The 17,640-nt window shown below is 38.2% G+C and carries 6 protein-coding genes; all 6 read right to left on the reverse strand.

Features of this window, described 5'->3' with window-relative positions:
* Positions 1 to 2,722, reverse strand: a 2,722-nt coding sequence (locus QM847_RS03270; RefSeq protein ID WP_414353777.1) for a Spy0128 family protein, incomplete at its 3' end; no start/stop codon positions are given.
* Positions 2,723 to 3,022: 300 nt separating this feature from the next.
* Positions 3,023 to 3,730 (reverse strand): glucosamine-6-phosphate deaminase, encoded by a 708-nt coding sequence (locus QM847_RS03275; protein ID WP_414353779.1) that lies wholly within the window; start codon positions 3,728 to 3,730, stop codon positions 3,023 to 3,025.
* A gap of 204 nt (positions 3,731 to 3,934) precedes the next feature.
* Complete coding sequence (locus QM847_RS03280) at positions 3,935 to 11,815, reverse strand: SspB-related isopeptide-forming adhesin (RefSeq protein WP_414353781.1); 7,881 nt, start codon at positions 11,813 to 11,815, stop codon at positions 3,935 to 3,937.
* Between the two features lie 380 nt (positions 11,816 to 12,195).
* Complete coding sequence (gene carB, locus QM847_RS03285; protein ID WP_414353783.1) at positions 12,196 to 15,372, reverse strand: carbamoyl-phosphate synthase large subunit; 3,177 nt, start codon at positions 15,370 to 15,372, stop codon at positions 12,196 to 12,198.
* A gap of 201 nt (positions 15,373 to 15,573) precedes the next feature.
* Positions 15,574 to 16,653 carry a carbamoyl phosphate synthase small subunit gene (locus QM847_RS03290; RefSeq protein ID WP_414353785.1) on the reverse strand — a complete coding sequence of 360 codons (1,080 nt, stop codon included), beginning with the start codon at positions 16,651 to 16,653 and terminating at the stop codon, positions 15,574 to 15,576.
* A gap of 46 nt (positions 16,654 to 16,699) precedes the next feature.
* A complete protein-coding gene (locus tag QM847_RS03295; protein ID WP_414353787.1) occupies positions 16,700 to 17,623 on the reverse strand; it encodes an aspartate carbamoyltransferase catalytic subunit in 924 nt (307 codons plus the stop codon).
* Positions 17,624 to 17,640 lie beyond the last annotated feature (17 nt).

Below are 17,640 nucleotides of genomic sequence, written 5' to 3' on the forward strand. Positions count from 1 at the left end.
AGTATTCAACTCCTGCTACTGATCCAGCTTTTTCTGTCAACACGTATTCGTGCTCGCCTGCTTCAGTGTATGAAAGTTTGAAGGCTACTTCGTTTGTTGCAACTTCAACACCCTCAACTTCTTTACCATTTGATGATGTTGCGATGACCTTTCCGCCTTCACTCAATTCAAACTCAAATTGTTCTTTAGCAAGTTCTTTACCAACTAATTCTTTAGTTGCTTTGATAACTGCTTCTGTTGGTGATACTTTATATTTGTTTGTAAACTTACGAGTTGAATCTGCTTCTTTAACAGTTGCAACTAGTTTGCCTTCGCCATTATCTACTACTGAGACATGGATTGTGTGGCTTTCTTTAGAGTATTCAACTCCTGCTACTGATCCAGCTTTTTCTGTCAACACGTATTCGTGCTCGCCTGCTTCAGTGTATGAAAGTTTGAAGGCTACTTCGTTTGTTGCAACTTCAACACCCTCAACTTCTTTACCGTTTGATGATGTTGCGATGACGTTTCCGCCTTCACTCAATTCAAACTCAAATTGTTCTTTAGCAAGTTCTTTACCAACTAATTCTTTAGTTGCTTTGATCACAGCTTCTGCTGGAGTTGCTTTATATGTGTTTGTAAACTTACGAGCTTCATTTGCTTCTGTAACAGTAGCTACGAGTTTACCTTCACCATTATCTACAACTTTAACATGAACTGTGTAGCTTTCTTTAGAGTATGTAACTCCTTCTGCTGTACCAGCTTTTTCTGTAATTGTATATTCGTGGTCTCCAGCTTCAGTGTAAAGAACTGAGAAGACTACTTCATTTGTTGCTGCTTCAACACCATTGACTGTCTTACCATTTGAAGACGTTGCAATGACGTTACCACCTTCACTCAATTCAAACTCAAATTGTTCATTAGCAAGTTCTTTACCAACCAATTCTTTTGTTGCTTTGAATGTAGCACGAGCTGGTGATGGCTCATATGTGTTTGTTAAAGTAGGTGTTTGAGTTGTAACCTCAGCTTTAAGTGTTCCACCTTCAGCTTTAACAACGACTGTTACTTCGTATGAGTTTTCATCAAATGTGATACCTGGAACTTTTGTTTCAGTATTTTCTTTGATGACATAGTTGTAGGTACCAGGACCTTTAGCTTTCAAACCTTCAAATGTGATGCTTCCATCTGCTTTGTTTGTTGTTGAAGCAATTGGAGTAGTCAAGTTGTTTGCATTGTACAAATCAAACTTGAACTCACCATCTTTCAAGGCTACTGGACGATTTCCAGCAATTACTTTCTTAGCAGTGATTGAGAAATCTGCTGCGATTGGTTCGTCTTGAAGGTTAATCTTAGAACCTTCAGCTCCAAGAACTACCTTGTATTCTTTTTCATCAAGAGTATATCCAGCAGGAGCTGTTTTCTCTTTGATGATGAATGTCTTACCGACATATTTTTGGTCAAACTCATCAGAGATTGCCACACCTTTTTCATTTGTAGTCAATTCTGTAGAGATAGTCCCATCTTCTGACTTAACTGTGTAAACCGCACCTGCAACTGGAACCAATGTGAAAGCATTTGTCTTGTTGATCTTAATCTTGAAGGCTGTAGAAGCTTCGATTTGTCCTTTTACAAGAGATACACGTTCAGCTTTGAATTCTAAATTTGTGCGATTACTGCGGAAAGGAAGTGCAGTTCCATCCGCTGTAGTCAACTGGATAACGTTTTGAACTTTTCTACCATCACCAGGTGTAGTTGTATGGTACTCAACCCAGTATGATTTAGAACCATCTGCAAAGATAAGCTTGAACTGAGTATAGTTCTCATTCCAAGCTACAGTATAGTCAGTACCTTCTACCATCTTCTTAGCATCATCCGGAACTTGAGAAGTACCATCGTTCAATGTAGCAGAAGAATAAACTACCAATGACTCTGGGATATACTGGATAGGAGCAAATTCAGATGTATTTGGAAGGAAGTCATTCAAAACTAAGTTTTTACCATAGTCTTGTCTTCCTGTGTTAACACGGATTCTCCATGGAGAGTATACGTCACCTTTACCTACTGAACCAATTGCTGCTAACTTTGCTGAAGTCCATTCTTTACTTACTACATCGTTACCAACCTTAGCAAAGTTTTCGAAACCTTCTTGCTTGCTGTCAACTGTCTTAGATGTAAAGGTATGTGTGATTGTTTTACCAACACCCTTGTTTTCAAAAGTTAGTGGTGTTGCTGTTTGGTCACTCTTGAACAAGAAAGTAATTGCATAATTTCCTTTCACGCCTTTAACGGTATCCCCGCCTGTTTTAGCTTGGAACTCATCAAGGTTCTTCAAAGTAACACGTGCCTTACCACCTTGGTTATCACCATTAGCAGTAACAACTACTGTACCGATATTCACTTTTGTTTCCTTATCGAACAATTCAGTCGTTCCATTGTAGACAGTTACCGGTGTAGGAATATCTACATCAAAGTAATCGCCATTGGCCAATTTACCATCATATTGCTTGAGGTCAAATTGAACAAAGAACTGATTTGAACGATTGGTAATAATCTGATAAGTACCATCTGAATTCGGTTCCAATTTGGAATCCGACATGTTGAGGACACTTATATCAGTTACTACACCCGTTAATTCTTTCCCATCCGCATAAGCGACATTGGTCGATAAGAACAATGCACTCAGGAAGGTCAGAACTGATACAAAAAATATTAAAAACGGCTTTTTCTTTAACTTTTTCACCATTAAATATTTCCTTCTTTCCCTATTTTTTAAAATATATTGAATTATTAAATAATCCAAGACAATAGTACTATATTTCAATTTAAAAGTCAATGAAATCGAAAACAAAAAGTCGATAATTTAATATATTTTTGCTATAATTTTATCTTTTTTAAGTTTTTAGATTTTTTCCTTTTATAGCGTACATTTTTTATAAAAATATAACATATGAAAAAGTTTGAAAAATCAAGTTTATGATATCCGGAATTTAAAAAGCTATTCAAAAAATTTTGAATAGCTTCCTATTATATAGTCAATAAATTTTTATTTCTTTAATAAACTAAGTGCATCAGCATCTGCGATAATAATAACATCATCATGGTTCTGAAGGCTACTTGCTGGAAGGCTTTCAGTAACTGGTCCTTCGACAGTTCCAGCGATAGCTTCTGCTTTTGACTCACCGTAGGCAAAGAGAAGAATAGACTTGGCATCCAAGATATTTTTGATTCCCATAGATATTGCTTGGGTAGGTACATCTTCGATTTTATCAAAGAATCGAGCATTTGCTTCAATTGTAGACTGATCTAAATCAACCAGGTGTGTTTGGCTGTCAAATGGTGTGCCAGGTTCATTAAACCCAATATGCCCATTGCGCCCAATTCCCAATATCTGCAAATCTACTGGATGGTCTGCAAGAATTTGATTGTAACGCTCTACCTCTTCTTCTGCGTGGTCTTTATCACCACGAGGTAAGAAGCTTTCTTTAAATGGTTTTTTGTTGAAAAGATTTTCTTGCATGAAATAACGGTAAGACTGAGGATTACCTCCATCAAGTCCTACATATTCATCTAAGTTCACACTTGTTAAGTTAGAAAAGTCAAGATCACTTTCAACGATTTGTTGATAAAACTCGAGAGGGCTACTTCCTGTCGCAAGACCTAGTGTTTTAGCACCATTTTCTAATTTTTCTTTTAAAATATCAAAGGCAACTTTCCCACCTTCAATTGGATTACCCACTTGAATAACTTTCATAACCATTTCCTCCGTTTTTCTTTCTTTCATTATATGGTATAGACCAATTTTTGTCAAGTGAAAACGATTTATTTTTTCAGAAGAGATTGTATTTACTTGAATTCATAATGAAAAAGAAAAAATGAAAAAAAGAGAGAGCAATTAAGCCCTCTCCATTTTCTTGAATAAGAATCAGAAACTTAACCAATCTTAAAAGGTATTCGTTTAAACTTCATCTTCTTTACGCTTGGTAACCAATCCAAAACCAAAGAGTCCAAGGACTGCACCGATTGCAGAAACAACTGCAGTTGACTGCTCACCTGTATTTGGTAATTCACCTTCCTTAGGTGTTTCAGGAGTTGGTGGCGTCACTGGTGGTGTTGGTGGCGTCACCGGTGGTGTTGGTGGCGTCACTGGTGGTGTTGGTGGCGTCACTGGTGGTGTTGGAGGTGTTACCGGTGGTGTTGGTGGCGTCACTGGTGGTGTTGGTGGCGTTACCGGTGGTGTTGGTGGCGTCACTGGTGGTGTTGGTGGCGTCACTGGTGGTGTTGGTGGCGTTACCGGTGGTGTTGGTGGCGTCACTGGTGGTGTTGGCGGTGTTACCGGTGGTGTTGGTGGCGTCACTGGTGGTGTTGGCGGTGTTACCGGTGGTGTTGGTGGTGTTACCTTGTTATTAAACTCGGTATCTTCTGGCATTTGTGTTGCTAGAGTCAACACTTTTCCATCCTTAGTTACTGTAACAACCAGAGTAGCAACCATTCCATCGTATTCCATACCAGCCTCTGTGCCTTTTACTTCTTCAACGTGATAGAGGTGTGTACCTTCTTCACCACGCTTGAATTCAAGAGCTGAGAACTTGATCTTACCTTCTGCATCATTGCTTACAGTTTCAATCACATTTCCATCCTTGTCTTTAAGAACAAAGGTGAATTCACCAGCCTTCAATTCACGGCCTTCTAATTTCTTAGTAAAGTTGAATTCAACTTTAACCGGAATATTTACAACACGTTTTTCGGTTGGTTTTTCTGGTTTTTCAACTGTCTTCTTAGATGGATCATATTGATGAACGATTTGAGAAGCTGTATTTTCAATATCTACACCTTCTTTGGCAGACTCTTTGATACGAGCTGGAATATCAAACTTGTAGTAACGTCCAAATGCTAGCTTAGCAGTGTCAATTACTTGAGTAGCTTCCTCATCACCAAGTGACTTCGTTAAATCAGCTTTAGATGTCGCAGTAATAACACCATTTACGATTGCAATATCAAATTTAGCTGTTACGTCTTCACCTGTTACTGAATCGTATGCTTTAATATCGGCTACATTAACATCCAAGTTTTCACTGTCATATTTATCCGTTACACCTACGGATTGAATATTGTGACCTTCAGTGAATTTAGTTGTATCCAACCATACTTGGTAAACAACCTTATCACCTTTCTTGAGTGTCTTGGTATTAATATTTTGAGCCTCGTTGTTATCAGCTTGATCAACATAAGGATTTGCATTTGTATCAGCAACCTTATCTGCCAATTCTTTATCATCATCCAGAAGTTTGTTACCAGTGATATCAAATTTTTCTTCATTAAGAATGTATTTCTCTGGGTTAAACTCTGGCGTTGATGGAGGTGTCACACGGTTATTAAACTCTTTATCCTCAGCATCTGTTACTGTCTTAACAAGAGCTTTAGCAGTTCCATCGTGCTTGACTTCAACAGTTACTTGAGCCTTCATGGTATCGTAAGAAACCGTAGAGTCAGATCCTTTGACTTCTTCAATTGTGTACTTGTAAGTTCCTTCTTGACCTTTCTTGTACTCAATAACTGAGAATTTAACATTTCCAGAAGCATCATTCTTAACTGTTTCAACAAGGTTTCCGTCTTGATCTGTCAATGTGAAGCTAAATTCATTAGCTTTCAACTCACGTCCTTCAAGCTTCTTAGTGAAGTTAAATTCCACAGAAATCGGAACACTATTTACACGTTTTTCAGTTGGTTTTTCTGGTTTCTCAACCTTCTTCGTAGTCGGGTTGTAGTAGTTGACTACTTGTGCTGCCGTATTTTCAATATCTACACCAGCAGCAACATCAGTTTTGACTGTTGCTGGAATATCGAATTTATAGTAGCGACCAAACTCAAATTTAGTTGTGTCGATAACTTGAGTATCAGCTGCATCACCCAATGACTTGGTGAAGCCATCTTTAAGAGTTGCAGTCATTACTCCGTTTTCAACCTTGATATCAAATTTCTCAGTTACTTCAGCTCCAGATACTGAATCATAAGCTTTAATCTTAGTACTATCTACATCTAATTTAGCTTCATCAAAGTCATCTGAGATACCAACTGTTTGAATATTATCCTTGTTTGCTAAGTCAAACTTAGTTGTATCCAACCATACTTGGTAAACCAACTTGTCGCCACGTTTCACAGTCTTGGTGTTCAAGTTTTGAGCTTCGTTGTTTGATGCATCATCCGCATATGGTTTCGCATTGGTATCTGCGTACTTGTCTGCCAACTCTTTATCATCATCAAAGAGATTGTCGCCTGTGATATCGTATTTCTCTTCAGAAACAACATATTTCTCTGGTTGGAACTTAGGTTCAGTTGGTGGGGTTACGGTATTGTTGAATTCTTTATCAACAGCATCTGTTACATTCGCTACGATTGCTTTAGCTGTACCATCATGAGATACAACAACTTTCACAGTAGCAACCATTGTGTCGTATTTGACAGATGCATCTGTACCAGGAGTTTCTTCAACTGTGTAGTTGTATGTCTTACCAAGATCATCTCGACCGAACTCAAGAGCCTTGAAGACAATCTTACCAGTAGCATCATTCTTCACGCGCTCAACTTCAACGCCGTTTTTCTTCAAGACGAATTCGAATTCATTTGCTTGAAGTTCACGACCTTCCAAACGTTTAGTGAAGTTCATTTCCACTGGAACTGGAACACTATTGACACGTTTTTGAGTTGGTTTTTCTGGTTTCTCAACTTTCTTAGTAGTAGGATTATAGTAGTTCACTACTTGAGCTGCAGTATTTTCGATATCTGCACCTGCAGCTACATCATCCTTAACTGTTGTTGGGATATCAAATTTATAGTAACGCCCAAATTCAAATTTAGTTGTGTCAATAATTTGAGTATTTTCTGCATCCCCCAATGACTTAGTGTTACCAACTTTGAGAGTTGCTGTAATAACTCCATTATTAACAGCAATATCAAATTTATCTGTTACGTCAGCTCCTGTTACAGAATCGTAGGCTTTGATATCAGCTTCATTCAGAGTTAATTTAGCTTCATCGTAGTTATCAGAAATTCCTACTGATTGAATATTATCTCTGTTATTAGCATCAAATTGAGTTGTATCTAACCATACTTGGTAAACCAATTTAGAACCACGTTTAACAGTCTTAGTATTTAAGTTTTCTGCTTCATTGTTGTTATCTTTATCAACATATGGATCAGTATTTGTTTCTGTATACTTGTTTGTTAATTCTTTATCGTCATCAAGCAGTTTGTCACCAGTAATATCGTATTTCTCTGTAGCGACAACATATTTTTCTGGCTGGAACTTAGGCTCTTCAGGTGGTGTTACTGTATTGTTGAACTCTTTGTCAGTTGGATTAGTCACAGTTGCAATAAGAGCTTTTGCAGTACCATCATGTGATACTGTCACAGTCACTTCTGCTTTCATAGTATCATATGTAACAGTCGCGTCTGTTCCTACAACTTCTTCAACAGTGTAGTTGTATACACCTTCTTCACCCTTCTTGTATTCTAAGGCTGAGAATTTAACATTTCCAGTTGCGTCGTTCTTAACTGTTTCAACTTCATTACCTTTTGAATCTTTCAGAACAAAGCTAAATTCGTTGGCTTGCAGTTCACGACCTTCTAGTTTCTTAGTAAAATTAAATTCTACTGAAATTGGTACACTGTTCACACGTTTTTCAGTTGGTTTTTCTGGTTTTTCAACTTTCTTAGTAACTGGATTGTAGTAGTTAACTACTTGTGTCGCAGTATTTTCAATATCTACTCCACCATCAACATCATTTTTGACTACTGCTGGGATATCGAACTTATAGTAACGTCCAAATTCAAATTTAGTTGTGTCAATAATTTGAGTATTTTCAGCATCACCAAGTGACTTAGTATTGCCAGCTTTAAGCGTCGCTGTCATTACTCCATTTTCAACTGTAATATCAAATTTATTTGTTACATCATCGCCTGATACTGAATCGTAAGCTTTGATCTTAGTACTATCAACATCAACCTTAGTTTCATCAAAGTCATCTGTAATTCCAACTGATTGTATCTTCTCCTTGTTATCAGTTGTGAATTTAGTAGTATCCAACCAAACTTGATAAACTAATTTATCTCCACGTTTAACAGTCTTAGTATTGATATTTTCAGCTTCGTTGTTATTCGTTTGATCGGCATATGGGTTAGTATTAGTATCTTTGTACTTGTCTTCCAACTCTTTATCGTCATCCAACAATTTGTTGTCTGTAATAGAGTATTTCTCTGTATTCAAGACATACTTCTCTGGTTGGAACTTAGGTTCAGTTGGTGGTGTAACTGTATTATTAAATTCTTTATCAGCTGGTTCAGTTACATTTGCAATTAAAGCTTTTGCAGTACCATCATGTGAAACAGTAACTTTAACTTCAGCCTTCATCGTATCGTAAGTAATTGTTGCATCTGCTCCTGCTACTTCCTCAACAGTGTATTTATGTTCACCAACTTGACTCTTTTCATATTTAAGAGCTTTGAATTTTACTTTACCATCTGCATCGTTCTTAACTGTTTCAACTTCTTTACCTTTTGAATCTTTCAGAACAAAGTTAAATTCGTTGGCTTTCAGTTCACGACCTTCTAGTTTCTTAGTGAAGTTAAATTCTACTTCGATAGGAACACTGTTCACACGTTTTTGAGTAGGTTTTTCTGGTTTTTCAACTGTTTTACTTACTGGATTATAAACGTGGACGATTTGGTTGGCTTTGTTTTCGATGTCTACTCCACCTGGAACTGAATCTTTAACTGTTGCTGGAATATCAAATTTATAGTAGCGACCAAATGCAAATTTAGTTGTATCGATAACTTGTGTATTATCTACATCACCTAATGATTTGTTTACAGAAGTCTTAGATGTTGCTGTAATAACACCATTTTCAACCTTAATATCAAACTTATCAGTGACTTCATTACCAGTTTCACTATCGTAAGCCTTGATTTCACTAGAGTTAACCGTTAATTTATCAGCATCATAAGTATCAGAGATTCCAACCGATTGGATATTGTTTCTATCAGTGAAGTTCTTAGTATCTAACCATACTTGGTAAACTAATTTTTCACCGCGTTCAACAACCTTCGTATTGATGTTTTCTGCTTCGTTGTTAGTAGTTTTGTCAGCATAAGGGTTTGAATTTGTATCTGCGTACTCGTCTGTCAACTCATCATCATCGTCAACGAGTTTTGTACCAGTGATGTCAAATTTTTCTTTGTTAAGAACAAATTTTTCTGGTTGGAACTCAGGAGTCTCTGGAGGAGTAATCTTGTTGTTGAACTCTTTATCTTCAGTTCCATCTGTAGATTCTCCATTCTCATTTACTCCACCTGCTGAGCTTACATTTGTTACAGTTGTTAAGGCATGTCCATTTTTAGCAACTTCCACAGTAAGCGTTGCTTTCATAGTGTCATAAGTCATCCCTAGCTCTTTAGTAGCTGGAATAACCTCTTCTACTGTATAAGTATGTCTACCAACTTTTGTATTATCAAATGACAGTTCAGAGAAGGTAACAGTACCGTCTTCTTTATTTTTAACAGTTTCAACTTCTTCACCTGCTGCATTCTTCAGGACAAAGCTAAATTCACCTTCCTTAAGTTGGCGGCCCGCGAGTTTCTTCGTGAAATCAAACTTAGTAACTACTGGTGAAACTACATAGTTATTAAAGATTTTGTCATTAGCGTCTGCACTAAATCCACCTTCAGAACTATACTTAACTGTTGCTTCGAGATCACCCACTGCATTTTTTTCAGTTACAGTAACTGTCATTGTAACTGTCATTGCATCGTAATCAACGTTCGTATCAGAACCTTTTAACTCTGTAATCTTGTATTTATAGGTACCAGGATTACTAAATGATAATTCACTAAATGTTGCCTTACCATTTTTGTTTGTGACTGTTTCTTCATGTTTATCAGGAGTACTCTTTTCCTCTGTTAACTTGAAGCTAAATTCCCCATCTGTTAATACACGTCCATCAAGTTCCTTTTCAAATTCAGGCGTAACTTTAGCTGGTTCGCGTTTTACATAGTAATAGATCGGTTGTTTATAAGGCGTTAAAGAGTTTAATAAGTCAACATTTGTACCAATACCATAATTTCCTCTTTCCAACTGTGCATTTGGAGAAAGGTGTCCAATATTGTCCCCTAAGAATGGTACAAATACCGTTTTCTTAGGTATATAGCCAGCTGCATTTTGGAAGTCAAATGGAATTTCCTTACCATTTGGGTAGTCTGTAACTTGTTGTGTTCTTGGATCGGTTACTTTATGTGGAATAGTCGTAAGAGGTGTCTTTTTAACAGCTAGTTCTTGTTTGTTATAATCACCTGGTTTGATTGGTTTAGTTTCTGCGAGTAGCATGTAACCATCTGTTTCCAAAGTACCATCAGAACGTTTGTCCTGTTGTTTTGGATCTAATAAGTAAACACGAACAACTACTGAACCATCTTCTCCAACAATTTCTTTAATACGTTTAATTCCTGCGCGTTCAGCATCCATAAACTTTGTCCCAACTTTATAAGGACGACTTACAAAGCCAGTTGTAGTATCTGGATCTGCTGCTTGATAGAGTTTATAACCGTCAAATTCGCGCTCACCTGAAGCAGTAAAATGTTGTCCTTCCATAGCTTTAGTTGTGTATTTAGCTAAATCTACTTCGTTTCCATTATCTTTATAATCTTGGACAGTTTTATCTGTTTTGTTAGCATTGAATGTTGGGTTACTTCTATCAACGACTTTATAGTAAGTTGTTTTTTCAACAAATCTAGGGATTTTACTATTTGTATCTGTAATCCTACGGCCATTATAAGCTGGTTCTACAACGTTAATAATATCTGTTGAAGTACGAGCCTTATAAACTGCATTGAACAGTTTTTGTTCCTCTGTAGTCAGTTGATGCCCACTTGCCACAAGATTTTTGATATTATCTCCAACTTCAAAACCATATTGAAGGAAGGGTTGAGGTGCTTCAGCCTTACTAGCAGCTACCCCTTTATTATAATCAACCTGATAAGTCAGTTCTCCATTAGAAGCTGTCTTAGTAGTTGTAAAGCTTTGAATACCACTTGATGCAGAAATAGTTCTTGTTTCAACTACATTTCCAGTATTCTTATCAATTAATTCGACAGTTGTTTCAGTAGAATCATCAAATCTCTTGTATGAACGAGAGTAGTAGTTTGTATTGTAACGTTTATTAAACTCAGTTAGTTCTACAATACTATAAGTATAAACATCACCTTCTTTCCTTTCATAACCAGCTGACACTGCTTGGGAATTAACAGTTGCACCATTTGGGTTTGACATTTCTGGTGTAGCTTTTTCACCGTCTTTTAGATAGGTTTCTGTCGCAATCGGTGTAACATTATGGTCATCAGCTGCACGACGACTACGTACTTTTGGTTTATTTTCTTCAGAAACAGCTGGTTTTACTTCTTCCTTTGTTTCAGAAGGTTTGAAAGCTTCTGTAGCTTCAGCTTCAGATTTTGCTTCAGTAGTTTCTGGTTTTGCTTCCTCTTTAACTTCAGAAGCAGGTTGAAGTTCTACAATACTATTTGCATCAGTCGCTTCAGGTTTAGCGACATCTTCTTTTATTTCAGGAACTACTTCTGTAGAAACCTCTTCCTTTTTAGATGACTCTCCAATAGGATCATCATGACTTACCATCTCAGTTTTTTCCTCAGAACTTGGTTGTGCAGGAAGCTCGGAAGCTAATACAGCACCACTATTAGCCATCATAAAGCTAAGAGTTGTTCCTAAAAATACTGATGCAACACCGACCTTGTATTTACGCAAAGAGAAGCGTTGTTGTTCTTTTCTTATCATATTGATAAGTTCTCCTTCTTAATATTTTTACTATTAGTCAGAAACAATTTGATGTTTTAATATTTTTGATTTTAAAATACAAAATTCTTCTAACTTCTTTAGCATCTTCATCTTATCATAAGAATTTAAATAGTTCAAAGAATTATGTGCTTCTGAAAACGTTTACTTTTTGCTTTTCTATCAATTTTAGTTTTTATATTATTTTTTTGTGTTTTTAAGTATACACTACTTATTTCATTGGATTTATTAATTGTCTCGAAATAAAGTTATACTATATTTTTAAATTATATTTGTAATTCTTTTTTTTACTTATGAATGTAATTTCATAACTAAATTTATATTATTGTAATAAAAAGGTTCTCTTTTGAGAACCTTTTTCATTAAATTGCCTCTGTGACAAAACTTCTGCTTTCTAGTACTTTTAACATTGCATCTGCTGTGTCTAGAGCTGTAAATAGAGGAACTCCATGTTCAATTGCTGAGCGACGGATTTGCTCACCATCTTCATCAGCTGTCCGTTTGGTGCCAACTGTGTTGATGATAGCTTGAATTTTTCCTTTGCGGACGTAACTTGGGATATCATGCTCATCATGACCGATTTTACCAACAAGATGTGCTTTCAATCCCTGACTTGCAAAGAAGTCTGCTGTTCCTGTAGTTGCAAGAATTCCGTAACCAATATTTTGGAAACGACGAGCCAAATCCAAAGCTTCTTCTTTTGCATCATCAGCAATGGTAAAGACAACATTCCCAAAGGTTGGCAAGTGAAGATATGAAGCTTCAAAAGCTTTATAGAGAGCTTTTTCAAGAGTCGTATCTGATCCCATAACTTCCCCTGTTGACTTCATTTCAGGACCAAGCAGACTGTCTACCTTAGCTAGTTTGGTAAAGGAGAAGACTGGCGCCTTGATATGAACTCGTGTACTTTCAGGGTAAAGTCCATCTTGGTAACCAAGATCTTCGAGACTTTGACCAAGAATCAACTTAGTCGCTACCTGTGCCATAGGGATATTGGTTACTTTTGAAAGGAATGGTACAGTACGGCTAGCACGAGGGTTTACTTCAATGACGTATACTTTCTCATCCTTGATAACAAACTGAATGTTCATCATCCCAAGACAGTTGAGGCCAATTGCCAGACGCTTAGTGTAATCTGCAATCGTGTCTTGCACCTTTTGAGACAAGGTTTGTGGAGGGTAAACAGCCATGGAGTCACCTGAGTGGACACCAGCGCGTTCAATATGCTCCATGATACCTGGGATGAGGACATTTTGTCCGTCTGAGATGGCATCAACTTCACATTCTTGTCCAACGATATAAGAGTCGACAAGAACTGGATGGTCTGGACTTGCCTTAACCGCAGTACGCATGTAAGAACGAAGATCATCTTCATTCTCTACAATTTCCATGGCACGTCCACCCAAGACATAAGAAGGACGAACGAGAACTGGGAAACCAATCTTACGAGCTGCGAGCACCGCTTCTTCTTCATTGGTTGCAGTTTGGCCAGGTGGTTGTGGAATATCCAAGTCTTTGAGAGCTTGCTCAAAGAGGTCACGGTCTTCGGCACGGTCTAGATCAGCAACTTGAGTACCAAGGATAGTTACACCAGCTTTTGCTAACGGTTCAGCAAGGTTGATAGCTGTTTGACCACCAAACTGAACGATAACACCTTTTGGTTGCTCTAAATCGATAACATTCATAACATCTTCGAATGTCAATGGTTCAAAGTAGAGTTTATCAGATACAGAGAAGTCTGTTGAAACTGTCTCTGGGTTTGAGTTCATGATGATAGCTTCATAGCCAGCAGCTTGGATTGCCTTAACAGAGTGAACAGTTGCGTAGTCAAACTCAACCCCTTGACCGATACGGATTGGACCAGAACCCAAGACTAGAACAGATTCCTTATCAGACTTGATAGATTCATTTTCCCAACCATAGGTTGAATAGAAGTACGGAGTTTCTGATTCAAACTCTGCTGCACAAGTATCCACCATCTTGTAAACTGGGACAATCTTGTTTTCCAAACGTAGTTGGCGAACTTGGTCAGCTGTAGTATTCCAGAGTTCAGCAATTTTACGATCTGAGAAACCATTGAGTTTTGCTGTTTTTAGGACTACTAGATCTTGTGGATGAGAACCCAATTCTTGCTCAATTTCAAAGATATGCAAGAGTTTATCAAGATAGAAGATATCAATCTTAGTCAAATCTGCAATCTCTTCTGGTGTATAACCACGACGAATGGCTTCTGATACGTAGAAGAGACGATCATCCTGTGCTTTGACAACTTTTTCAATCAAGGCATCATCTGAGACTTCTGCAAGTTCAGGCATTTCATTGTGGTGAACACCAATTTCAAGCGAGCGACAAGCCTTAAGAAGTGATTCTTCGATGTTACGACCGATGGCCATAACTTCTCCAGTTGCCTTCATCTGAGTACCAAGACGGCGTTCACCTTTTTCAAACTTGTCAAATGGGAAACGAGGAATCTTAGCAACAACATAGTCAAGCGCTGGTTCAAACATAGCATAGGTTGATCCTGTAACTGGGTTAATAACCTCATCCAAGGTCAATCCTACTGCAATCTTAGCAGCCAATTTAGCGATTGGATAACCAGTCGCCTTAGAAGCCAGGGCTGATGAACGAGATACACGAGGGTTTACTTCGATGACATAATACTTAAAGCTATGAGGATCAAGTGCCAACTGAACGTTACATCCACCTTCAATCTTGAGAGCGCGGATAATGCTCAAGCTCGCGTCACGAAGCATTTGGTTTTCATAGTCTGACATGGTTTGCGCAGGGGCAAATACGATGGAGTCTCCTGTGTGAATTCCAACAGGGTCAAAGTTTTCCATGTTACAAACAACAAGGGCATTATCAGCTGAGTCACGCATGACTTCGTACTCAATTTCCTTGAAACCGGCAATAGAACGTTCAATCAAACACTGGGTAACAGGTGACAACTTCAAACCATTTTCAGCAATTTCTCGCAATTCTGCTTCGTTGGCACACATACCACCACCAGTACCACCTAGAGTAAAGGCTGGGCGGACGATAACTGGGTAGCCAATAGTTGCTGCAAAGGCAACTGCTCCCTCAACTGTGTTGACAATTTCAGATTCTGGAATCGGTTGATTCAATTCTTCCATCAATTGTTTAAAAAGATCGCGGTCTTCAGCTTGGTCGATGGCAGACAATTTAGTCCCGAGAAGTTCTACTCCCAATTCATCAAGAATGCCATTTTTAGACAATTCCATGGCCATGTTAAGCCCTGTTTGCCCTCCAAGTGTTGGAAGCAAAGCATCTGGACGTTCCTTACGGAGAATACGAGTCACAAACTCAAGTGTAATCGGTTCGATGTAAACCTTGTCTGCAATCTCTTTATCCGTCATGATGGTTGCAGGGTTTGAGTTTACCAAGACAACCTCATAACCTTCTTCTTTCAAAGACAAGCAGGCCTGGGTTCCAGCATAGTCAAACTCAGCAGCTTGACCAATAATAATAGGACCAGAACCAATTACCATAATTTTTTGAATATCAGTACGTTTAGGCATTTATAAGATATTAAGGGCGTCAAGCGGACAAAGCTAAAATAGGAGTTATGACGAAGAACTGTTAGTTCTAGGAATAACTATCTTTTTAGCACCGTCCGTAGCTCGTATTAAGTTCAGCAAATACGAACTACCCTTCTCCTTTCTATTCGGCAACTCTCTGATTGCCATTAAATAAATTCTCCGACGATTTCTCACTCGTCTTTAGTTTGATTGTTTAAAAGCTTCCATCATTTCGATAAACTCGTCAAATAGGTAGCTTGCGTCGTGTGGACCAGGAGCTGCATCTGGGTGGAATTGGACAGAGAAACCTGGTTGGTGTCTATGTCGAACACCTTCAACAGACTTGTCATTAATTTCTTCGTGGGTAATAATTAAATGGTCTGGCAAGTCCTCACGGCTAACTGCATAACCATGGTTTTGACTAGTGAAGTCCACGCGCCCTGTTGCAATCTCGCGAACAGCATGGTTGAAACCACGGTGACCAAACTTCATCTTATAGGTCTTAGCGCCATTAGCCATGGCAAAGAGTTGGTGGCCCATACAAATTCCAAAAATCGGAATTTTACCTTGAATTCCACGTATCATGTCAAGTGCCTGTGGAACATCTTCAGGGTTACCTGGACCATTTGACAACATCACACCATCTGGATTCAAATGTAAAATTTCATCTGCTGTTGTTGTGTAAGGTACAACCGTTACGTTACAATCTCTCTTAGATAGTTCTCTTAAGATCGAATGCTTAAGTCCAAAGTCAACAAGAACAACACTTAAGCCAACACCTGGTGCAGGATAAGCAGTCTTAGTAGAAACCTGCTTAATATTATCAATTGGTAAGACCGTTGCCTGAAGTTGATCTGAAATATGATCAATACTATCACCGACATGAGTAATAGTTGCTCTCATAGTTCCATGCTTGCGAATAATTTTTGTAAGGGCGCGTGTATCAATACCAGAAATACCTGGAATCTTTTTAGATTTCAAAAATTCGTCAAGGGTCATCTGGTTGCGCCAGTTACTAGCTCTACGGGCTTCTTCAAATACCACTACTCCTTTACAGGTTGGACTAATGGATTCATAATCATCACGGTTGATTCCATAATTTCCTACCAAAGGATAAGTGAAGGTTAAAATCTGTCCATTGTAGGACTGGTCAGTGATAGATTCTTGGTAACCTGTCATCCCTGTATTGAAGACAATTTCACCAGTCACATCGATATCTGCTCCAAAGCCTTTACCTTCAAAGATTGTTCCATCTTCTAATACTAGAAGTCTTTTTGTCATAATTCACCTCTCGTGGACGCTCTCAGGCGTCTTTTAACGTCTTGTGTTAGTTAATATTTCTACTTGCCAAAACGGATTCTAAAATAGCCATTCTTACAAATACACCGTTGGTCATCTGCTGAACAATACGTGATTTTGGTGCTTCGACCAAATGGTCAGCAATTTCTACATCACGATTAACAGGAGCAGGGTGCATAATAATAGCTTTTTCTTTCAATCGTTCATAACGGGCTTGATTTAAACCATGCTGAGAATGATAGCTCTCTTTTGAAAAAACTACTCCACTTTCATGGCGCTCATGCTGAACACGTAACAGCATCATCACATCTACTTGATCAATAATTTCGTCAATGGTTACAAACTTACCATAATCAGCAAATTCTCGGCTTCGCCATTCTTCAGGGCCTGCAAAATACAGTTCTGTACCTAAACGTTTTAAAATTTGCATATTAGACTTAGCTACGCGCGAATGATCTAAATCACCAGCAATGGCAACTTTAAGTCCTTGAAAGTTCCCAAACTCTTCATATATAGTCATTAGGTCGAGTAAACTCTGACTCGGATGTTGACCCGAACCATCCCCACCATTGATAATAGAAGTCTTGATAGTTTGACTCGCGATTAATTCTCTGTAATAGTCTACCTCTGGATGACGAATAACACAGGCGTCTACACCAAGGGCAGACAGTGTCAAAATGGTATCATAGAGTGTCTCACCCTTGTTAACTGAACTGGTCTTTACGTCAAAATCCAAGAGATTTAGACCAAGTTTAATCTCTGCCACTTCAAAAGATTTGTGAGTCCTGGTTGAACTCTCGAAAAAGAGATTGGCAACTATAGGTTTATCTGTATAGGACTTACTAGCGCCATTTTTAAACTCGATGCCTCTCTTAATCAGTTTCATGACTTGATCAACCGTCAAATCTTCCATCGATACTACATGTTGCAGGGCTTGTTGATTTTCCGACATGGCTACTCCTTCAGCTG

Origin of the sequence: Streptococcus timonensis (assembly GCF_047463455.1) — a bacterium.
Classification (GTDB): domain Bacteria; phylum Bacillota; class Bacilli; order Lactobacillales; family Streptococcaceae; genus Streptococcus; species Streptococcus timonensis_B.